The sequence below is a fragment of the Mammaliicoccus sp. JADD-157 genome (assembly GCF_049310805.1).
In the GTDB taxonomy this organism is placed as follows: Bacteria; Bacillota; Bacilli; order Staphylococcales; family Staphylococcaceae; genus Mammaliicoccus; species Mammaliicoccus lentus.
In genome coordinates this window covers 131,737-153,781 of the sequence record NZ_JBMOVZ010000004.1, presented here as the reverse complement: position 1 = coordinate 153,781, position 22,045 = coordinate 131,737, and the positions used below count along the sequence as shown (strand labels likewise).

Genomic DNA, 22,045 nt, shown 5'->3' with positions numbered 1-22,045 from the left:
CATTAATAAACACCAGACTCAATTTGCAAAACCTTTTTATCTACATCTAATATTGCTTTAGTCCCAAATGGAATGCCAAAATGTGGTGTGCAATGGCCTATATCCACTTCATTTACAGTAGGCTTATTTAAACTGCCTATAAAATGCTGTAATACTTCTTCCATTTTTAATGATTTCTCTGGCTTTTTAGGTTTACTATTAGTAAATGGACCAATTATAAATCCAATTGCATCGTCTAGCTTTCCAGCAGATTTTAATTGTTGTAAAAAACCATCTACTTTATACGGTTCTTCTCCTACATCTTCTAAGAAAAGTATTTTATCCTTTGTATCAATTTCATAAGGTGTCCCTAAACTAGATACTAAAAGCGATAAACATCCCCCTACTATCTCTCCTTCTACGCGACCACTCACAAATGGTTTAAATCTTAACTGTTCTACAGGGTAATTTAAATCTTTACCTTCAAACAATTGTTCAAAGCTATTAATGGAAATATCATGATAATTCTCTCCAATATCAGAAGAGATCATTGGCCCTTGAAATGTTACTAACCCAGTTTCTTGTCTAATGGCATTATGTAAGCAAGTTATATCACTATAGCCCCATATAATTTTTGGGTGTTTTTTAAAAAGATTAAAATCAATTTGTTCAACAATACGCGGTGTTCCATATCCTCCACATGCACATATGATGCCCTTTACTTCATCATCCATTAACATATCAAGCAAACTTTTTAGTCTTACTTCATCTGTTCCCGCTAGATGACCGTAAGTATCGTGTATATTTTCCGCTAATTTAAAATGAATATCATATCGCTCTTCCAAACGTCCCAAGCCAATTTTTAAATGTTCTTGGTTCGGAGGGCTTGCTAAAGCAACAACACCGATTGTATCTCCCTTTTTTAATCTCTTCGCTTTCATTAAAACACCCCTTTTTGTCAGAATATTCTTATATTATAACAAAATTATAAAACATTTGTACAAAACAAAAAGCACTACCTACAAAAGTAGGTAGTGCTTGTTTATATAATAGTCTTGGATATTTAATAATAATGGCGGAGGAAGAGGGATTCGAACCCCCGCGAGCCGTTAAGCCCCTGTCGGTTTTCAAGACCGATCCCTTCAGCCGGACTTGGGTATTCCTCCAAATAAGACAATATTTATCTTATACCAAGCCAAGACTGATGTCAATAATATTTCAATAATTTATATTGTAATTTTTTCCTTTAACGCCTTATCTACTGCTTTTGCTACTTCACGTCCTTCTTTAATTGCCCAAACAACTAAACTTTGACCTTTTCTAGCATCTCCTGCAACAAATATTTTATCTTGATTTGTTTTAAAGTCTCTTTCATTAGCTACGATTTTATTACGATCAGTATTCAAGTTAAATGAATGAGGAACTAAATGTTCTGTACCTTCAAATCCTATTGAAAGTAATACTAAATCTGCGGGCCAATGACGTTCTGTACCTTCTACTATAACCATACCGTCATCTGTTTCTTTTAATACTTGTGTATATAGACCTCTAATATTACCGTTTTCGTCTACATCATACCTCATTGTTTGAATACCATAAGCTCTTGGTTCAAATCCAAATTTTTCACGATATTCTTTATGCGCATAATCTAATTTAAATATAGGCATTGGTAATGGCCACGCAGTGTTTTGTTCCATTTTATCAGTTAATCGTACATATTTATTAAATTGGACTACTGATTTACAATCATCTCTTAGTGCAGTTGCCACACAATCTGCACCAGTATCTCCCGCGCCAATTACAATCACATTTTTCCCTTTTGCCGTTATTGTTGGTTCTTCAATTTCTCCCATTTGTAGTTGTGTTTGTTCAGTTAAATATTCCATTGCGAAATGAATACCAAAACTCATACGTCCTTCTAATTGTAAGTCTCTACCTTTTTGAGCCCCTGTACAAACGATAATAGCATCATATTGCTCATTAAGTTCTTCTTTCGTGATGTCTTTCCCTACATTAATGTCGGTCTTAAAAACAATACCTGCTTCTTCCATCAATTTAATACGGCGCTCAATAACTGATTTATCCAATTTCATACTTGGAATACCATACATTAATAGTCCTCCTGGTCTATGATTACGTTCATATACCGTGACTTGATACCCTAATAAATTTAACTCTTCTGCTGCGGTTAAGCCTGCAGGTCCACTTCCGATAATAGCGACTTTTTCTTCTAAACGTGTATTTGGAACTTTCGGTTTAACGATCCCCATATCGTATGCTTCATCTATAATTGTACGTTCTATACCTTTAATCGCTACTGAATCATTATTTATTGCTAACACACAAGATGACTCACAAGGTGCTGGACAAACACGTCCGGTAAATTCAGGAAAGTTATTAGTTTCAGACAATCTTTCAAAAGCTTCTTCGAAATCTTTTCTATATACTAAGTCATTCCATTCCGGAATATAATTACCTATTGGACAACCTATCGTATCTCTCCCAAATGATGAACCTGTTTGACAAAAAGGCGTTCCACAGTCCATACAACGGGCGCCTTGTGTCGAAGCATCTTCTGTAGTAAATCTTTGTTGGAACGGTTCATATCCATTAATTCTATCTTTTAAAGATAACTCATCCAATTGCTTTTTAGGATACTTCATAAAACCTTTAAATTCACCCATATTATGCCCTCCTTCTTAATAAACAGAAGCTAATTCTTCTTCATCACCTATAGATTTACGATCATCAAAGAACGCATTTAACAGTGCATCTTCTTCATTTTCTAGTTTATGCTGTGAAATTTTCTGCATCATCAATTTATAGTCTTTCGGAATGACTTTTACAACTTTCTCCGCGATTAAATCAAAATCTTCTAACATGATTTTCGCCTTTTTACTATCTGTATATTTAACATGGTCCTCTAGCATTAATTTCAAATTAGTAATTTCACTTTTATCTTTTAAAGTTTCAAATTCTAGCGTGTCAAGTGCGTTTGTTCTTTTAAATGCATCTATGTCAGACGGAGCAACGTAACACACGCCACCACTCATACCTTGACCGAAGTTACGTCCAACATCACCTAAAATTACGACACGTCCACCAGTCATGTATTCTAGACCATGGTCACCCACGCCTTCTACAACCACATTTACACCACTATTTCTAACGCAAAAACGTTCACCAGCTCGTCCATTAATGTATGCTGTACCGCTCGTTGCACCATAAAAACATACATTACCAACAATAATATTATTTTCTCTTGCTTCGTTTGAAGCCTTTAAAATAAGTTTAGCGCCTGATAACCCTTTTCCGAAATAGTCATTCGCATCGCCAGTATGATGTAAAGTCATACCTTTAGGCGTGAATGCACCATAACTTTGTCCTGCATGTTTAAACGTTTTGACATAAATCGTATCTTCTGGGAGTCCAGGTTCTCCATGTACTTCCGTAATATAACTACCAGTTATCACACCAACATTACGCTCAATATTTCTAATATTATAGCTTCCAACAAATTTCTCACCATAATCAATAGAAGCTTTAGCATCATCATAAAGTTTAGACAAATCAAAACCTTTATCAAGTTGGTGATCTTGATCCATAATGCGATGTTTATCTCCTTCGATAACAAATAGTAATGCCTCTAAATCTAGCTCTTTCGCTTTAGGGTGTGTGTAGTAGCGTTCCGAAACTTCTAATAAATCTGTTCGACCTACTAACTCATCCATAGACTTAAGGCCTAATGAAGCTAAAATTTCTCTTATTTCCTCGGCAATAAAATACATAAAGTTTACTATATGGTCTGCTTTTCCAGTAAATAGTTTTCTTAATTCTCCATTTTGTGTAGCAATCCCTACTGGACACGTATCTTTATGACAAACTCTCATCATAATACAGCCAAGGACTACTAACGGTGCCGTGGCGAAAGCAAATTCTTCAGCGCCTAATGCACATGCTAATGCAACATCGCGGCCAGTCATTAATTTTCCGTCTGTTTCTAATGTGACACGGGAACGTAAACCATTTAACATAAGTGTTTGATGTGTTTCCGATAAACCGATTTCCCATGGTAGACCTGCATGTTGAATACTTGTCTTAGGTGAAGCACCAGTACCGCCGTCATAGCCACTAATAACAATTTTATCTGCATGAGCTTTTGCTACACCTGCAGCAATTGTTCCTACACCTGATTTTGAAACAAGTTTCACACTAATATCTGATTTGCGGTTTGCATTTTTTAAATCATGGATTAGCTGTGCTAAATCTTCAATTGAATAAATATCATGATGTGGCGGCGGTGATATTAAGCCTACACCAGGCGTTGAACCACGAACTTCAGCTACCCAAGGATAAACTTTAGTGCCTGGCAATTGTCCGCCTTCACCTGGTTTAGCACCTTGCGCTACCTTAATTTGAATTTCTTTAGAATGTTGCAAGTAATCGCTTGTAACACCAAATCTACCAGATGCAACTTGTTTAATAGCACTCATATAATTTGTACCATCTGGTTTCACGATGTAACGCTCTGGATTTTCTCCACCTTCACCACTGTTACTACGACCACCAATACGGTTCATTGCTTCTGCTAATGTTTGATGTGCTTCTTCAGATATTGAACCAAAACTCATTGCCCCTGTTTTAAATCTTGTTACAATTTGATCAGCTGATTCTACTTCTTTTAAATCGATTGCTTTTTTCTCTTTGAATTCAAGCAAGTTTCTTAAATGGGTCATTCTTTCACTATCAGCCGCTTCTGAATATTCTTTAAACATCTTGTAATCATTTTCTCTACACGCATGTTGTAATAAATGAATAGTTTTAGGGTTAAAGGCATGATAGTCACCTTGTAGTCTCCATTGGAACGTACTTCCAGAATTTAAATATTTAATATTTTCAGATTGTCTCGCTTTATTTTCTTGGTCTATCGTTTCAATTGAAATCCCTGATAGTTTAGACGGTGTACCTGTAAAGTACTTATCGATCACATCTTGGCCTAAACCTATCGCTTCAAATATTTGAGCGCCTTGGTAACTTTGAACAGTCGAGATACCCATCTTAGCCATTACTTTAATCAATCCTGCTGACAACGTTTGACTATACGCATCGATATTCTGCTCTACAGTACCTGTTAGTCTAACCGTTTCTGTTAAGTCTTCTATTGTATACTGTGCTAAATATGGAACAACTGCATTAGCGCCATATCCAATTAAAGTAGCTAAATGATGGACTTCTCGACATTCACCTGAATATGCAATGATACTTGTATCAAGTCGCTGACCAGTTCTAATTAAACTTTGATGAATATGACTAACTGCTAATAACATCGGCATAGCAAATTGGTTTTCTAAATCATTTACCGACTCATCTTCTAGTACTATTATTTCTGCACCATTTGCTACAGCTTGTGAAACTTTATGCGATAGTTCGTCTAAAGCATCTTCAAGCGATGTTTCATATACCGTAGAAATAAATTTTGTCTGATAAGTACTATTTTGGATTTTTTGAAGTTGTGCTTTAGACAATACAGGATGATTTAGCTGTATACGTTTCGTATTATCTTGATGGGGTTCTAATAGATTACCTTCTTTGCCTAAATAAACCATTTCACTCGTTACAATTTTTTCTCGATATGAATCAATTGGTGGATTGGTAACTTGTGCGAAGTGTTGTTTAAAATAATTAAATAATGATTCAGGTTGTGTACTCAATACTGCAACTGGTGTATCAAATCCCATAGCACCAATCGGGTCTTTTCGCTCACTAACTAACTCCGTCATATATTTATTGATTTCTTCTTTTGTATAACCAAACCTTCTTTGTAATTGGAATAATTGATCTTGACTTGTTCTTGATGGTGTCGCTATGACGTCGTTAATATTTAAATCTTGTTGACGTACCCATTCTTCATAAGGATATTCGCTTGCTATTCTTTGTTTCAATTCGTCATTTTCAATAACTTTATTTTCTTTAAAATCAACAAGTAATAATTTTCCTGGGTTTAATTGACCTTTATATAGAACATGCTCTTCATCAACATCAATTACTCCAACTTCAGATGAGAAAATAATTTCATTTGAGTCAGTAATTGTGTATCGACCTGGTCTTAATCCATTTCTATCTGTTAATGCTCCTAATTTATCACCGTCACAAAAACTAATCATCGTTGGTCCGTCCCATGGTTCCATCAAATAACTGTAATATTCGTAGAAAGCTCTAATTTTAGGGTCTTGTGTTTCGTTGTATAACCATGGTTCAGGTATAAGTAACATAGCCGCTTGCTCTGGTGGGATACTTAAACTTAAAAATTCAAGCGCATTATCTACAATAGAAGAATCACTACCAGATTCGTCTAAAACTTCTCCAATTTTATCTTTAACATCTCCAAAAATCGTTTCTATTAATTTATCTTGGCGCGCTCTCATCCAATTCACATTACCTTTAATCGTATTGATTTCACCATTATGCATCAATAATCTATTAGGGTGAGCTCTTTTCCAACTCGGAAATGTATTCGTACTAAATCTTGAATGAACTGAACCGAATTTTGATTCATATGCGTCATCTAATAAATCGACATATAATCCTTTAATTTGATCCGATCGCAACCAACCTTTATATACAATCGTTCTTCTAGATAAACTTGCAAAGTATAAATCTAAATTTTGCTCTTCACCATAACGTTCAATTTGTTTACGAGCAATAAATAACGAACGATCAAAATGTTCGCTCGTTTTATTTTCAACAAAAACTTGTTGTATTGCTGGCATTGTTTCTGCAACATGATCAGCTAATACAGAAGTATCTACTGGTACGTCTCGATACGTTATAACTTTTAAGCCTTCTTCTTCAAAGAAAGCATTGAACTTTTTTTCGTGAATACTACCCGCAATCTTTTTATCTGTAAAAAACATCCCTACTGCATAATGTTCTTCAGATGGTAATTTTAACTTTAGCTTCTGTTTAAAATAGAGGTGAGGGACTTCTGTCATAATACCAGCACCATCGCCAGTAATACCATCAGCGCCAACTCCACCTCTATGATCTAATCTGCAAAGCATTTCAATTGATTTCAGTACAATATCATGTGACCTTTTATTATCCATATTGGCGTAAAAACCAATTCCACAAGCATCATGCTCATCTGCTGAATCATATAGGCCAAGTCGTCTTCTATCTTTTTTTAATGACATACTACATCACCTCGAATTTAAAATTTCAGAATCTTCTCTAATTTATAGTTAACATCATACTTTAATGTGACTTATCTTAACAATATATAAAATAGATGAAATATATCTAAAAATTAGATAATATAAATCTAAGAGGTGGGAAGCGTGGAAATTAAACAGTTAATATACTTTAGAGAAGTCGCACAACGAGAACACATTTCAGAAGCTGCATTAGAATTAGAAATTGCTCAATCAGCTATTAGCAGACAAATTGCAAATTTAGAAAAAGAACTCAATACAGTTTTATTTTTAAGAGAAGGTAGAAATGTAAAATTAACTGAACGTGGTGAATTACTACTATCTTACGCGAATCAAATTTTAGATTTAGTAGAAGAAACTACTGAATTATTTATTCATCAAGACCAGACTGATAAGAGAGCTATTAGACTAGCTTATACTGAAAGCTATGTTGCACAAGCCTTACCTGCAATTATTAAATCGTTTGAACAAGAACATAATATAGAAATAAGACCGATGCTTATGACACCTATAGAAATTGAAGAAGCTCTAAACGCTCATCAAATAGACATCGCACTTTGTGAACTAACACCTAAAATGATGAATAATAAAAACACTATTAAAAACACTTTGTTTGAAGAAACTTATAATTTATATGTTCATAACAACAATGATTTATCTATGAACCCGAAACCACCATTGTCTCAACTCAGTCATCAATATATTTATTATTACAACACACTGCCGGATCAAATCGCACAACTTATAAGGAAGCATGCTTCACAAAAAGTATATCGAATTTCAAATCCAACTTTATTAAAACAAACACTACTAGCTGAGAAAGGTGTTTTAATTATCGCTGATTATTTAAGTGGTGGTATAGAGGATGAACGCCTTGTTAAAATACCTCTTACGCACACAGAACTGAAAAGAACAATTTATATCGTCTATCAACAGAACAACCAACATGCGCAATTAAATGCATTCGTCAATTTTGCTCAGACTTTACTTCATAGACAAACGACTTATCATTAGGAGGTAATTAAATCAATGGACTTTATTAATAGAACAACCGAAGAGATTGCTCAGGATTTACTAGGGGTAAGACTGATTCATGAAACTGAAGACTTAACTTACACAGGTTATATTGTAGAAACAGAGGCATATGTAGGTATTCACGATCAAGCTGCACATTCCTTTAACGGGAAAAATACAAAGAGTGTCAAATCGCTATATTGTGAAGGTGGCACAATTTATGCTCATAGTATGCACAAACAGTTGCTCATCAACTTCGTTACACAAACTGAAGGTGAACCTCAAGGTGTGTTATTAAGAGCTATAGAACCTGAAAATGGCATAGAACAAATGGAAATCAACCGTAATCACAAGACGGGTGTGGAACTTACAAATGGACCTGGGAAATTCACACAAGCTATGCAAATATCTAAATCACTGGATGGTACAAAAATTGGAGCGGGCAGTCTTAAAATCGATACGGTGAATCGGAAGTACCCTAAAAACATCGATACATCTGCTCGCATTGGCGTACCTAACAAAGGTGAATGGACAGAAAAACATTTAAGATTTACTGTTGCGGGGCATCCTTATATTTCGAGAGCGAGAAAGCGTGATACATTACCAATAGAACAAACATGGAAATAGTTTGAATTCACATTTTTTCATACGTATACTATACGTTATTCAATACAAATTAAAAGTGATGGTGCAATGATATGAAACAGCAATTCAAAACGAGTTTAAAGAAACCTTTCAATATAGCGATATTAGCTTTCATCGTATTATTAATAGGGGCTTTAATCTTCACAAAATATAACGCGCAATTTTATAAGACACCTATTGGCCACATCACAAATATTACGGATCAAAAAAGTAAAAATACAGTTGACCAAAATAAAAACAAAGATATCGTACATACCGAAAACATAAAATTAAAAATTGTTAACGGAAAATATAAAGGCAAAACATTAACCGTACCTCATAAATACACAGACTCACTTACTGACTCTGAAAAGTACCGTAAAGGTGATGAAGTTCTCATCTCATACACTGGTGAAGAAAGCTCTGCAATTATTAAAGGCTTAAAACGAGATACGTCTGTCGTGTTTATGACCGGATTATTTTTATTCACTTTACTCATGGTTGGTAGAAAATCTGGCCTTTATTCAATTATCTCGTTGTTTATAAATGTATCTGTCATTTTAATAATGATTAATTATTTCATGAAAAACGATAATCAGCATTTCTTTATTTTAATGGCTATAACCGTTATTTTTTCTACTATCATTTCGTTACTTTTAGTCAGTGGGTTTTCAAAAAAGACATTCGTTGCAATTCTTTCAACATTGCTCGGCACTTTTATCAGTATAGGAATTTCTCAACTGATTATGACTTTAACAAACAGTAATGGTATCAAATATGAAACGATGAGCTTTTTAACAATTCAACCAACACAAATATTCTTAGCTTCCATCTTAATCGGTTCTTTAGGAGCCGTTATGGATGTTGCCATCACACTCACAAGTTCGTTATATGAAATAAAGGCGCAACATCCTACAATATCTATGAAGCGGTTAAAGCAATCTGGTATCAATATAGGTAAAGATATTATGGGTACAATGACCAACATACTATTCTTTGCATATTTATCCGGAAGTATCCCAATGGTTATACTTTATTTTAAAAACAACAATACTGTAACGTATACACTATCGATGAATTGGTCCCTTGAAATTTCAAGAGCTTTGATGGGCGGAATAGGTATTGTCATCACGATTCCTATTACGATTTTTATCGTGATGTTATTTATGCAGAGAGAGGAGGCTAAATAATGGATACTACTTTCATTTTAGCTGTTATCCTTCTCATTTTAATGATTTTAGTTGGAGGCAAAACAGGATTTCGTTCATTTATAACATTATTCTTAAACATATTCACATTATTTATCGCAATATTACTTATTATCTATAAAGCACCAATCTTTATCGTGCTTATCATCTTTTGTTTATTAATAGCATGCATCAATTTGTTCTATATCAATGAATATAATACAAAAACACAATCAGCATTTTTAGCTACAATAATAACAACGCTCATTCTCATAGGATTAATATACTTTATTGTAGATATATCTATGTTGCAAGGTTTCACAGAAGAAGAACAAGATGAAACTTATATCTTTTCGATGAATATCGGTATTAACTATGCACAATTAATGGTCTTTACCATCGTTTTAGCTGTAATTGCAGCTGTAATAGATTTAACAATTTCTATCAGTTCTCCTATGTACGAGCTATATGAAGCACAACCAAATATATCTTTAAAACAACTCTTTAAATCTGGACTTACTATAGGTAGAGATATATTATCAACAACAACAAACACAATATATTTTGCTTATATAGGCGGACAAATTACATTGTTCTTTTGGTTTGGAAAATTAAATTATACATTTGGAGAAATTATAAACGCTAAAATATTTGCAGCTGAAATCATTTCAATATTATTAGGTGGTATAGCAGTCAGTATCGCTATTCCTATAACGTCTATCATCACAGTACAATTAATAAAAAGACGCAATAAATTAAATGAACATTAGAGTATGTAAAAAAAGTTCGAAAATAAATTCCTTACTCAAAATAAATGGGAGTGAGACAGAAATCTCATTTTAATAAATAGATTTCGTAGTCCCACCCCGGCAAGGATGACTAGGGTTGGAAAAAGCTTGATATAAGTGCATTTTCAATCCAGTCAGCTACTGCCATTATAATAAAAGAGGCTGAGACATGTATTTATGTCCCAGCCTCATTTTTTATAAAACTTTAGATTTTGTTCGTTCTCAAGAACATTTATCTTCTGAATTCTTTTCTAATTAAATAGGCTCTAAATTTGATTCAATTTCTTCTCTCTTAGACTCTAAGAAATTTGGCAAATCTAATTTTTCTCCTAGTTGATCAATATCATCGTATGGGACACCCGGTCCTTCTGTAGCAAATTCAATTAATATATGTGAATGTCTGTAGTACAAGCTTTTGAAGAAATCTCTATCTATTATGCCAGAATGTACGACATTCTTACTATCTAATAGCTCTTTTACTTTCTTTAACTCTTCTTCATCCGCGACTGATAAAGCAAGGTGGTGAATACTACCTTTACCCGGTTTTTCTCTTTTTCCTTGTTCTTCAACTAGTACGATATCACTATACAATCCTTCTTGATCTCTTGTATAAAGCAATTCACTTTCGGAATCAGCGACATCAAAGTTTAAATCATTTTCCAAGAAGTTTTTCATATCAGTAACTTGGTCCATTTTAAATTCTATTGGCCCCATGCCCATAATCTGGTGTTCTTTCGGAACATCTGAATAACTATTATTACGCCAATCTTGTGGCGTCCTTCTATCACCATTCGGTAACAATACCATTTCTAGACCTTCATGATCACGAAAATGAAGTGCCATAAGCCCATTGTAAATGCCAATCGCATCATGGTCGACGTCCATTTCTTCAAAGCGCTTTTTCCAATAACTTAAACTTTCTTCACTAGGTACAAGCAATCCTATTCTAGATATACTATTCGTACCTTTGTAAGTTTGACCCATCGGCTTTAACTCAAAAAATGTTAATGACGTTCCAGGTGTGCCAACTTCATCTCCATAAAATAAATGGTACATAGATGTATCATCTTGATTGACTGTCTTTAAATACAATCGTAAACCAAGTTTGTTTACATAGAAATCTTTATTTAACTTCGCATCTTTCGTTAACATTGAAATATGATGATGCCTTAATATTTCTACCATAATTGTACCTCCTATATATTTAAGTACATTATAACTGTTTCATTATCCATGCACAAAAATACAACTCACTTTAGACACCGGTCGCAGTGGACTCAGTGAGAGGGTAGTCTTAATATGCATATTTTTCGAAAAATCATTTTTTTAAATGTATGATTAAAAAATAAGGAGAGATGCGTCATGACAAGTGAACAGAAAAAGAGATCAATTTCTTTGTTATTAGCTGGTTTTATTATTTTTTCCAGTTTATATGTAACTCAACCGATATTTAATGGCTTAAGTCACTATTTTGATGTTTCGTTATCTGATGTGAGCTTAACACTTTCTATTTCTACTTTTATGCTAGGTGTCGGATTAGTTATCGTTCCAATGTTAAACAACATTGAAAAAAAACGTATGATGTCTATCTCTGTATTATTAGTGAGTATACTTTCTTTGATTAGTGTATTTGTTAAGCAATTTGAGGCTTTCTTAGTGATTCGAGGATTAATGGGTTTAGTACTTAGTGGCGTTCCTTCTACTGCCATGGCATATATTGCTGATGAAGTTCATAAAGACCGTGTAAGTAAGGTTATGGGTTTATATGTTGCAGGCACAACGTTTGGTGGTATGTCTGGACGTGTCGTTGTCGGTATTTTAACTGATTTATTCAATTGGCAAATTGCAATTGGTACATTAAGCGTAATTAATTTAATTTTTGCTATCTTGATGGTCTCTTTATTACCTGTATCAAAAGTCCAAACTCCGAACTGGATTTCTCCTAAACAACATTTGCTTAAATACATTCAATTATTAAAAATTCCAGCAGTTTTAAAAACAATGTCATTATCATTTTTATTAATGGGTACATTCGTGACAATTTACAGTTATATTACTGTTAGATTTGAACAACCTCCATTCTCTTTAAGCGAATCCACTATTGCTTTTATATTTATACTTTATTTAATTGGTACATATAGCTCTATCAATTTCGGTAAATTAAGTATTAAACTTGGTGTTAAAAAAGCTTACGCACTTGCCATTACCATTATGATTGTAGGAATTGCCTTAACATTCATCACATACTTACCTATTGATATTGTAGGTTTAGCAGCAATGACATTTGGATTCTTTGGAGCACATTCTATTCAAAGTAGTTATATAGCGACACTTACAGAATCAAGCAAATCTCATGCGTCTACATTATATTTACTAGGATACTATGTAGGCTCAAGTTTATTAACAATATTAGGCGGTTATATCTATGTACATTTAGAATGGTTAGGCATTGGTATATTGTCACTACTCTTAACCTTTATAGCTGTATTCATTAGCCGTTCTCTATTTAGAGATAGCACAACTTAAATAATTTATTAATAAAAAGAGTAAAGACATCTACAGTGTGTAGATGTCTTTACTCTTTTTTATTGTTAACACTTTTTGCTTTATGCTAAACCTAGTTTTTCTAGTCCAAGTTCTTCTACTGTTAGACCTTCTTCAAAGAATTCTCTTTCTAGAATTGTCGATGCAATAGCGATAATTGCATCTATATTAGGTGTCTCTACGCCGATAACTTTCCCTAAACTTGACCAAAGTACTAATCCGTATGCAATATCTTCTGTAAGATAGCGATTGTCTACTGAATTTGGTCCATGTATTTGAGAAAAGACAGGACTGTCATTAAATAATTTATTAAGAGGAACGTTTTCGTCTTCTATTGATAAATAACCTCTTTCAATACGAGCACCTTTAGCAGTATTTAACTCAAACCCTAATTTTCTTCCGAGTGCCAATCTTTCTAATTCTACAGCATGAAGTAATTTTACCGTATGAGGTGTAATACCTTCTGAATACAATGAGAAATCTTTTGAGTAATCTATTCGACCAACGTTTAATAAAGTTGGGCCAGGATGTACTTCTGGATTACCGTTTTCTAGGTTTGTTTTCCATAAACTTTCTTCTTTAACAACATAAGGGTATAACTGCTCTACTAATTTAAAGCTTTCATTTAAATAAGTTTTATAATATGTTGAAAAGTGCACTTTTTTCACATTTAAAGATACGTTTACTTCTGCAGTATCATAATTAACACGTGTAGCATACGTTAATGTGTTAACTTCAGCAAATTGTGGTCTAAAATCAATATGCTTAGATTCTAATACATTAATAAACCTAATAGATCCCATTGCTGCTGCCATGTTAAAGAGTATTAATTGATTCTCTTTAACAAAAGGCGCCATCGTTTTAGCATAATGTTCTATAAATGATGATGGTATAATCATTTGAATTAATTCTGCATCTTTCAATACATATTCAATATCATCACTAATATTCGTGAATTTTATAAACTTACTATCGCCTTCATTATTAAATTCAAATCCACCTTTTTCAAAAGCTTTATCAAATTTATTTATAGACTGGTTTCGGCAATATAATTTAACCTCGTGACCTTTATCTATCATATCTAAAGCAGCTGTTACTGCACCATTACCTGAGCCAACAATTGCAATTTTCATTTTTAAAACTCCTTTCTTTTAGTATCATAAATAATTGCTTATTTTATAAATACCCAAGAAATTTTAACATAATGATTACAATTATTAACTAAAAACGTTTAAAAATTTTATTTTTCATTTAATTCTTTCGTTGATACACGCTCTATAACACCAGTTATAACGTTAATGATGGTATCAATATCTTTATCTTCAATAACTAATGGAGGTGCCAAACGAATAATATTTCTTTGTGTTTCTTTACATAAAACACCTTGTTGATTAATTTCTGATACTATTTCTTGTGCATTTTCATTGAGTTCTATTCCCATAAATAAACCACGGCCCCTTACTTCTTTAATAATTGTACTTTTAATTTCTTGGAGACCCTTTAATAATTTATCTCCTAATTCTACAGAGCGCTCTGGTAGAGACTCATCGATTAACACATCTAATGATGCTATTGAAACCGCGCAAGCTAATGGATTACCACCAAAAGTCGATCCATGTGTTCCAGGTGTCAGAACTTGCATAATATCATCATTAGCAGCTATTGCTGATATTGGATAAAAGCCACCACCTAAAGCTTTTCCGAGTAATATTATATCCGCTTCAACGTCTTCCCACTCAATTGCTAACATCTTACCAGTTCTGCCTAATCCGACTTGAATTTCATCAGCTATTAATAATATATTATGTTCATCACATAATTCTTTAACTTCTTTAATAAAGTTCTTTGGTGGAATATTGACGCCACCTTCACCTTGTATTGGTTCTAATATAATAGCTGCAGTTTGAGATGTGATTTTAGAAGATAAATCCTCAATGTTTCCAAATTCACTATATTTTATATTGCCAGCTAGCTCACCAAACCCTTCTTTATATTGATCATTTGATGATAAAGATAATGAGCCTATTGTTCTGCCATGGAAATTACCTTCCATCGCTATAATTTCAGCATCATGCGCATTTAAACCTTTCACATCTTGTGACCATTTTGTCGCAACTTTAATCGCTGTTTCTACCGCTTCAGTTCCAGTATTCATCGGCAAGACTTTATTTTTATTCGTGAGTTTGCATACTTTTTCTTCCCACACGCCTAAATTATCACTATATAAAGCTCTTGAAGTCATCGTAATCTTTTGGCTTTGTTCCAAGAATGCTTGAATGATTTTCGGATGACAATGTCCTTGATTTAATACAGAGAAACCTGACACACAATCAATATATGTATTACCTTCTGAATCTTTAACATATGCACCTTTACCTTCTGTCAAAACAATATTTAAAGGGCTATAGTTATTCGGGCTATACTTTTCAGTTAGTTCAATATAATTATTCATTTAACATCCACCTTCATAATAAATATTCTATATTTCGTATTATTATTCATATATGATACATATTATCGGAGAATAAGTCAAAACAAAAAGAGAAGTTTTTCACTTCTCTTTTAATAATTTAATCTATTTAATTTAATAAGTCTTTGATTGCTTCATCAATTTCTGGATATTTAAATGGAAAACGCATCTCCAATAATTTCTTAGGAAATACTCTTTGTACATCTAATATCATTGTCGATTGTTCACCTAAGACCGCCCTTAAAGCAAATTTTGGTACTGGCAAGAAATGCGGTCTATTTATAGTTTGAGCAATTGTTTTTCCTAACACTTTTTGACGCACAGGGTTTGGACTACAAATATTATACACACCTTGTTTATCTTTATTATTAATTAAAGTTGTTATGGCCTCTTTTAAGTCTTCAAGATGTATCCAGCTCATCCACTGTTCTCCTGAACCTAAAGAACCGCCAACAAAGAATTTATAAGGCTTAACCATTGTAGTCAAAGCTCCTCCCTTATTAGAAAGAATGATACCAAATCGACCGATAACGACTCTTGTTCCTAATTCTTTAAATAATAATGCTGTTTCTTCCCATCTTTCAACGACTGTAGATAAGAAGTCATGAGATAAGAATTGATCATATTCGTCATAAGATACAACTTTGGAAGGTGGATAATAACCAACTGCGCTCGCGTTAAATAATACTTCTGGTGCATAGTCTTGTGCCTCAAAAAATTTAAACAAACGATTCGTTGATTCTATACGGCTATTCATAATAGTTTCTTTATAATCCTCTGTCCAACGGTTCATTAAACTAGCTCCGGCTAAATTGATTACAACATCTATTTTCGGTATTGCTTTTTCCCAATTGTCTTTCGACCAATTAATATAATATAAAGATGTATTGTTAGAATCTCTATCACTTCTCGTTAGAACATAGACCTCATCGTTATTTGCCAAATAATAATCAACTAGTTCACTTCCTACTAAACCTGTGCCACCTGTTATGAGTATTCTTTTCATTTTATCCCTACTTTAATTTAAGTTGTTTTATTTGTTCATCTATAATGGTACTATACCCTTAAATCAAAAAATGACCCATAATAAATAAACGACAAGGAGTAGTTATCATGCATATAAGAAAAGCAACGATTGATGACTTAAATATAATTGTAAAACTAAGAAAACAACAATTAATAGATGAAGGCTCAAACCCCATTATAGATATTGATCATGATTTAGAAACATTTTTTACAAATGTCATAACAGACGAATCTCTTTATCAGCTTTTAGCAGTCGAAAATGAAGAAGTAATTGCTACGGGCGCAATTATTTATTATCCATTTCCTCCTTCATACATAAACCAATCAGGAGAACGTGCATACGTAACTAATATATACACACATCCTAACTTTAGAGGTCGTGGCATCGCACAACAAATTATTTCTTTACTCATTAAAGATGCTGAAGCGCGTGACATTAAAAAAATATTTTTAGCTGCTTCTCCTTTAGGTAAACCCGTTTATAAAAAATTAGGATTTGAAGAAGCACATGAATGGATGGAAATAAATTATGATTTATAAAATAACGTTAACTAATTAATTTTAAACCGATTGTACTTGCTAGTATGATTCCGATAAATAAAATTCTTTTCATGTTTTTGGATTCACCGTAGAATATAATTCCTAATAATGCACCACCGACAGCACCAATGCCTGTCCAAACAGCATAACTTGTACTCATTGAAATACTTTTCATTGCGATTGTTAAACAAATAAAGCTTAAGCCAAAGAATAACATGAGACCTAATAAAGATTTAACGTTATTTCTTTTTGAGTAAATATTTATGAAGAGTACGCCTAACATTTCAAATAAACCTGCCATAATTAATATTAACCAAGCCATTTTAACTTTCCTCCCCTTCTGGTGTAACTAATTTAAGACCTACTATACCGATGATAAGTGTGATGATTAAAATGATTTTGCCAATAACGACTGGCTGTCCGAAAAATACAAAATCAACAATTGTGACACCCGTAGCACCTAAACCAACATAAACTGCATACGATGTTCCAACAGGTAATGCTTTTGAAGCTGTTATTAATAAATAGAAACTAATTACAATAGCTATTAAAGTAACAATCCATTCTAATACGTTACTTGAATGTGTTAAACCAACTACCCAGACCACCTCAAATACTGCACCAATGATAATTTTTAACCAATTCATTATGATTCCTCCTCAAATTAAAAAGCCCGGGAAACTTATATTAAAAATAAGTCTCCCAGGCTTTTATCCTTCCGTGTCACAAGCATTAACTTGTGGCTTTCTCTCGGTCCAGGCTAACATTGTGTTACGGAACCCTAGAAAGCTTTATTAAATTAATTTGAATTATAGCAAATAGATTTTGACTGGTCAATAAAAGTATAATTCGTATCACAAATTAACAAATAACAACGCAAATCATATATAATATATATAACAGACTATGATTTAAAGTAATTGAGGTGAAATCATTGAATCATACAGGATATCGTATTAAACAAAGAAGGGAAGAACTTGGATTTACGACATATAAATTAGCTAAACTAGCTGATGTAAACCAGTCTACAATTTCTCGTTATGAAACGGGACAGACTTCTAAACTAACGCCAAAAATGGTCGAAAAATTAGCTATCGCCCTTTCAACAACACCTGCGTATATCATGGGGTGGGTCAATGTCCCTGAAGCTTATGAAGACGAAGAAGACTCCATGCTCATTAATGAATCTATACAATTATTAAGATCTTTAAGTAAAGAGAAGAAAAGAGAAGTTTATCATTTAATAAAAGATATTTCTTCAAAATAATTTATAATGATTTTATAAAAATAAGCATATCACTTTTTATCTAAAATATTAGTTAAGTGATATGCTTGTTTATTTTGAATTGAGACTTATGTCCTAAGTGCTTCTAAAATATTTGATTAATCTATTTGAATAGAACCCACATCGCTCGTAATTTTCACTAAATTATCTCCAGATCCTACTTTTTTATTTTTCAATTCTGGTTGATTTATTTTAGCATTACCGACGTCTTGTTCAATATCTAAAAATGTATTCTTTGGTGCTTCATTATATATTAGTTTAATAGCACCTGTGTCTGTCTTAATATTAAGTGGTTTATCAGCTGGTACACCATTCATTTTAATTGTTCCTGTGTCTGCTTCTAATTTGCCACTTTTAAAATCTATATTATGTGTTGAAATTTTTCCAGTATCTGAATCCACTTTTAAATTTCCCAATTGTGAATTTGAAATATCTATCACACCTGTATCTACTTTAAATGTTGAAGTTTGAGATTTAATATCTTTAACACTTAATTTCCCTGTATCTGTTTTTACATTTAAGCTATTTAATTCTTCTGGTACTGTAACTTCAATTTGTGTATGCATGTTTTTAAATAAATCAAAATTTATTATGTCAAATTGATTTTTAACATTAATATCTAAAGTATCGCCTCTAACCTTTGAGCTTACTTGGAAATCATCTTTGCTTCCAACTGATTTCACTTTAAATTGGTTACCTTTTTTAATTTTTACGGCTGCATCTTTTCCATTTACTTTGATATTCTTTATCTCACTTTGGTAAGTTTCATTAATAAGCGTTTCTTCACTCGTGTTCTTTGCTGATTTTTGACCTTCTATTAACATCATAGTGCCAAATAATATAAACAAAATTAATCCAGCACCAAATAATATCCATAATGTTTTATTCATGATTTAGCACTTCCTTTAACGATAGAAATATTCCATCTTAAATATTTTACAAACAATTTATACGACCATTTCGTTAATAAATAAGTGACTGTAAATATCATTAAACCTAAACCAAAACTAGTTAGGACAACATAAACGTCAATTGATTGTATTGCATCAAATCCATTGTAAAGCCCTTTTACAATCAACATTGCTGGTGTAATTAATAAAGATAATGTTGTCACGATAAAACTAAATAAAATAGAAATAATAATGACAAATGGAATTAAAATAACAAAGAAATTTAATATTCCTAGTCCCATCACAGATATAATGGCTTGCCATACATTACCCACTTTATTATTTGTTTCTGCTCTATCAAGTGCTAATGTCGCATTGAGCTCTTTAGCAATTTCTTTAGGATGTCCTAGCTCTTTAGCAATCATATCTTCAGTTTGTCCGTCTTCGATACCACTAATAAAATGAGTTTCATATTCATCTAAAATATCGGCACGTTCCTCATCAGAAATATTCTTCAAATGTTTATTTAACGTGTTTAAATATGTCTTTTTATTCATCAATTTCACTCTCCTCTAAAAATAAATCTACCGCTTCTGTAAAGCTCTTCCATTCATCTAACAAACTTTCTAACCTCTCAATTCCTAAATCCGTTATTTTATAATATTTTCTAGCTGGTCCTTCAGTTGAAGGTTTGTAATAAGTCGTTAAATAATCGTCTTTAACTAAACGTCTAAGTAATGGATAAATCGTTCCTTCAGATATCATGATTCTAGGTGTTATTTTTTGAATTAATGAATACCCATATTGGTCTTCACCTTTGATAATAAGTAATACTATAAATTCAAGTGCACCTTTTTTAAATTGTATATTCATAATTTTTCCCCCACATTATTCAGTACTAAACAATGTATAATAGCTGTTGCAAAAAATATACCACACACTATTAAACAATGCAAGGTACTGAACAATAAATACTTTAGATATATTTATATCAAAAAGTAAAAATACGATATAAAAATAAAATCTCCTAATCCGAAAGTTAACATCTAACGGATTAGGAGAATTATCTTGAACAAGGATTTTCAAATCAAATACTATCTATTTAAGCATTATAATTTTTAAGCATTTTTAAATATTTTTTCTTTTTAGATCCTGAGAAATAAAAGTCATAATAACCATTTCTTTCAGTCACTTCATATTTAGTTAAACCAGTTATATCAAATAGTTGTTCTTTTGTAATTCCTTTTTCTTTAATTATGTTATTAAGTTTATCATTTAAAACTTCACTCGATATAAATAGATTAAAGTTTAGGAAAAATAGTATAATCCAGAACGCGCCCATCCATAAAGTGAATGTTGATGTTTTAAATATGGCTAAACATACTATGATTAAAATAGCTGGTAATACAAACGTAAATGTAAATCGAAGTGGCTTAAATTTAATATTTTCAATTACTGAATTCAATTAGAATCACCTCATTTAAAATTTTGTTTTTCTAAGTTGTTTTTCAATAAATGTACGTTTTTCTTCTAAATGTTCTGGCAAATAAAGTGGTATTTCTTCGAAAGATTTTTGTTCGAACTTCACTTCGTCGATATTGAGTTTCATTGTTGCAACTTCAAAAAGCACTTGGTTAGGATCTCTATAATAAATAGATTTAAAGAAACCTCTATTTTTTATTGATGAGTGTTTCATATTCAATTTATCTAATGTCTTTTCAATTTGAACAAGTGCTTCCTCATCATCTGCTGAGATAGCTACGTGATGAATACCCCCAAACCCTTGTTCTTCAAGTTTATTAAATGTGTCATGCACGATATGTATCTCATGGTACATACTGTGTTGATTGTTATGCAATATCTCAACGGGTAATTGAGTATCGAAAAATGTAGTACGTTCGTACGCTTCCCAGTTGTATAATTTTTGAAAAAATTGTTTACTTGCCTCAGGATACATTGTTCGCATATGTACAGAGTCCAATGCAATAATTTGATATTCTATAGGTATTATACCTTTTTCATCTGTGTAATAATCATCTAAACTCTCTTGATCAGACATAACGATTAAACCTAGTGGTGTCTCGTCTGGACCTTCGAAGCGAATAAGACTGCGGTCAGTGTAAATTTCTAAACCATAGTGACAAACGTCAAGTTCATCGAAGCGTCTTTCCCAGTATTTTAAAGATTCTTTTGAAGGCACTTTAAATAATAATCTATCAAACGCATTCGTACCGAAATGATTATTAGTTCCCTCTTTCATTTCAAATAAAGTTACTTCAGTCCCAGGACGTCCGTATTTATCTGCAAAAAATATATGATACATTTCATAATTTTCTTGATTTACAGTCTTCATTAGCAAATTAAGACCTAATATATTACGATAGAAATTAAAAGATTGTTCTGCGTCATTATTTATAATGGATACATGGTGTATAATTGAATGGTGATTCATACACGACACCCCTTTCAAATTTATGGAGGAGATTT

At 32.5% G+C, this 22,045-nt stretch carries 21 protein-coding genes, 1 tRNA gene and 1 riboswitch; of the genes, 7 read left to right on the top strand and 15 right to left on the bottom strand.

The window, feature by feature from the left end:
- Positions 1 to 2: 2 nt before the first annotated feature.
- The 4 genes from ACO6VN_RS12295 to gltB form a co-directional block, all read right to left on the bottom strand.
- Complete coding sequence (locus ACO6VN_RS12295; RefSeq protein ID WP_135031811.1) at positions 3 to 920, bottom strand: S66 peptidase family protein; 918 nt, start codon at positions 918 to 920, stop codon at positions 3 to 5.
- Between the two features lie 132 nt (positions 921 to 1,052).
- Positions 1,053 to 1,145, bottom strand: a tRNA-Ser gene (locus ACO6VN_RS12290).
- A gap of 60 nt (positions 1,146 to 1,205) precedes the next feature.
- Positions 1,206 to 2,663: a glutamate synthase subunit beta gene (locus ACO6VN_RS12285; RefSeq protein WP_415363607.1), complete on the bottom strand. Its 1,458-nt coding sequence runs from the start codon at positions 2,661 to 2,663 to the stop codon at positions 1,206 to 1,208.
- 15 nt (positions 2,664 to 2,678) lie between these two features.
- On the bottom strand, positions 2,679 to 7,172 hold the full coding sequence (gene gltB / locus ACO6VN_RS12280; RefSeq protein ID WP_422404751.1) for a glutamate synthase large subunit: 4,494 nt from the start codon (positions 7,170 to 7,172) through the stop codon (positions 2,679 to 2,681).
- A 144-nt stretch (positions 7,173 to 7,316) separates the two neighbouring features.
- Between gltB and gltC the strand changes: the two genes are divergently transcribed.
- The 4 genes from gltC (at position 7,317) to ACO6VN_RS12260 (ending at position 10,785) form a co-directional block, all read left to right on the top strand.
- Complete coding sequence (gene gltC / locus ACO6VN_RS12275; protein ID WP_064204266.1) at positions 7,317 to 8,204, top strand: glutamate biosynthesis transcriptional regulator GltC; 888 nt, start codon at positions 7,317 to 7,319, stop codon at positions 8,202 to 8,204.
- Between the two features lie 15 nt (positions 8,205 to 8,219).
- Entirely contained in the window at positions 8,220 to 8,831 is a 612-nt protein-coding gene (locus ACO6VN_RS12270) for a DNA-3-methyladenine glycosylase (protein WP_194200215.1), read from the top strand.
- 71 nt (positions 8,832 to 8,902) lie between these two features.
- On the top strand, positions 8,903 to 10,018 hold the full coding sequence (locus tag ACO6VN_RS12265) for a YibE/F family protein (RefSeq protein ID WP_017000868.1): 1,116 nt from the start codon (positions 8,903 to 8,905) through the stop codon (positions 10,016 to 10,018).
- Positions 10,018 to 10,785, top strand: coding sequence for a YibE/F family protein (locus tag ACO6VN_RS12260; RefSeq protein ID WP_017000867.1), 768 nt, complete (start codon positions 10,018 to 10,020; stop codon positions 10,783 to 10,785). The genes ACO6VN_RS12265 and ACO6VN_RS12260 overlap by 1 nt, the downstream gene beginning before the upstream one ends.
- Positions 10,786 to 11,058: 273 nt before the next feature.
- On the opposite strand, the gene ACO6VN_RS12255 is transcribed toward ACO6VN_RS12260, so the two are convergent.
- On the bottom strand, positions 11,059 to 11,988 hold the full coding sequence (locus ACO6VN_RS12255; RefSeq protein WP_278759399.1) for a VOC family protein: 930 nt from the start codon (positions 11,986 to 11,988) through the stop codon (positions 11,059 to 11,061).
- A gap of 177 nt (positions 11,989 to 12,165) precedes the next feature.
- On the opposite strand from ACO6VN_RS12255, the gene ACO6VN_RS12250 reads away from it, so the two are divergent.
- Entirely contained in the window at positions 12,166 to 13,329 is a 1,164-nt protein-coding gene (locus ACO6VN_RS12250) for an MFS transporter (RefSeq protein WP_064204269.1), read from the top strand.
- 80 nt (positions 13,330 to 13,409) lie between these two features.
- On the opposite strand, the gene ACO6VN_RS12245 is transcribed toward ACO6VN_RS12250, so the two are convergent.
- The 3 genes from ACO6VN_RS12245 to ACO6VN_RS12235 all read right to left on the bottom strand — a co-directional run bounded on the left by ACO6VN_RS12245 (position 13,410) and on the right by ACO6VN_RS12235 (position 16,823).
- Complete coding sequence (locus ACO6VN_RS12245) at positions 13,410 to 14,480, bottom strand: NAD/NADP octopine/nopaline dehydrogenase family protein (RefSeq protein ID WP_422404750.1); 1,071 nt, start codon at positions 14,478 to 14,480, stop codon at positions 13,410 to 13,412.
- A 107-nt stretch (positions 14,481 to 14,587) separates the two neighbouring features.
- On the bottom strand, positions 14,588 to 15,799 hold the full coding sequence (rocD, locus tag ACO6VN_RS12240) for an ornithine--oxo-acid transaminase (RefSeq protein ID WP_422404749.1): 1,212 nt from the start codon (positions 15,797 to 15,799) through the stop codon (positions 14,588 to 14,590).
- Between the two features lie 127 nt (positions 15,800 to 15,926).
- Entirely contained in the window at positions 15,927 to 16,823 is an 897-nt protein-coding gene (locus ACO6VN_RS12235) for a TIGR01777 family oxidoreductase (RefSeq protein ID WP_422404748.1), read from the bottom strand.
- A 107-nt stretch (positions 16,824 to 16,930) separates the two neighbouring features.
- Here ACO6VN_RS12235 and ACO6VN_RS12230 point away from each other — a divergent pair, with 107 nt between their 5' ends.
- Positions 16,931 to 17,383, top strand: a complete 453-nt coding sequence (locus ACO6VN_RS12230) for a GNAT family N-acetyltransferase (RefSeq protein ID WP_422404747.1) — start codon at positions 16,931 to 16,933, stop codon at positions 17,381 to 17,383.
- Between the two features lie 7 nt (positions 17,384 to 17,390).
- Here the strand turns inward: ACO6VN_RS12230 and ACO6VN_RS12225 are convergent, their stop codons facing one another.
- Together ACO6VN_RS12225 and ACO6VN_RS12220 are read right to left on the bottom strand one after the other, a co-directional pair.
- Positions 17,391 to 17,705: a DMT family transporter gene (locus ACO6VN_RS12225; protein WP_194200222.1), complete on the bottom strand. Its 315-nt coding sequence runs from the start codon at positions 17,703 to 17,705 to the stop codon at positions 17,391 to 17,393.
- 1 nt (position 17,706) lies between these two features.
- Complete coding sequence (locus ACO6VN_RS12220; protein ID WP_194200223.1) at positions 17,707 to 18,030, bottom strand: DMT family transporter; 324 nt, start codon at positions 18,028 to 18,030, stop codon at positions 17,707 to 17,709.
- Positions 18,031 to 18,080: 50 nt separating this feature from the next.
- A riboswitch (guanidine-I (ykkC/yxkD leader) is annotated at positions 18,081 to 18,179 on the bottom strand.
- Positions 18,180 to 18,317: 138 nt separating this feature from the next.
- Between ACO6VN_RS12220 and ACO6VN_RS12215 the strand changes: the two genes are divergently transcribed.
- Positions 18,318 to 18,650, top strand: a complete 333-nt coding sequence (locus ACO6VN_RS12215; protein ID WP_016999237.1) for a helix-turn-helix domain-containing protein — start codon at positions 18,318 to 18,320, stop codon at positions 18,648 to 18,650.
- A 116-nt stretch (positions 18,651 to 18,766) separates the two neighbouring features.
- Here the strand turns inward: ACO6VN_RS12215 and ACO6VN_RS12210 are convergent, their stop codons facing one another.
- From ACO6VN_RS12210 to ACO6VN_RS12190, 5 genes are all read right to left on the bottom strand, one after another.
- On the bottom strand, positions 18,767 to 19,558 hold the full coding sequence (locus ACO6VN_RS12210) for a DUF4097 family beta strand repeat-containing protein (RefSeq protein ID WP_422404746.1): 792 nt from the start codon (positions 19,556 to 19,558) through the stop codon (positions 18,767 to 18,769).
- Positions 19,555 to 20,115 (bottom strand): HAAS signaling domain-containing protein, encoded by a 561-nt coding sequence (locus tag ACO6VN_RS12205; RefSeq protein ID WP_064211292.1) that lies wholly within the window; start codon positions 20,113 to 20,115, stop codon positions 19,555 to 19,557. Before ACO6VN_RS12205 ends, ACO6VN_RS12210 begins: the two co-directional genes overlap by 4 nt.
- The gene (locus ACO6VN_RS12200; RefSeq protein WP_070044846.1) at positions 20,108 to 20,431 is read right to left on the bottom strand and encodes a PadR family transcriptional regulator; all 324 of its coding nucleotides are present in this window, start codon (positions 20,429 to 20,431) and stop codon (positions 20,108 to 20,110) included. Before ACO6VN_RS12200 ends, ACO6VN_RS12205 begins: the two co-directional genes overlap by 8 nt.
- 229 nt (positions 20,432 to 20,660) lie before the next feature.
- The gene (locus ACO6VN_RS12195) at positions 20,661 to 21,023 is read right to left on the bottom strand and encodes a hypothetical protein (RefSeq protein WP_070044845.1); all 363 of its coding nucleotides are present in this window, start codon (positions 21,021 to 21,023) and stop codon (positions 20,661 to 20,663) included.
- Between the two features lie 15 nt (positions 21,024 to 21,038).
- Positions 21,039 to 22,010, bottom strand: a complete 972-nt coding sequence (locus ACO6VN_RS12190) for a VOC family protein (protein WP_422404745.1) — start codon at positions 22,008 to 22,010, stop codon at positions 21,039 to 21,041.
- Between the last annotated feature and the right edge of the window lie 35 nt (positions 22,011 to 22,045).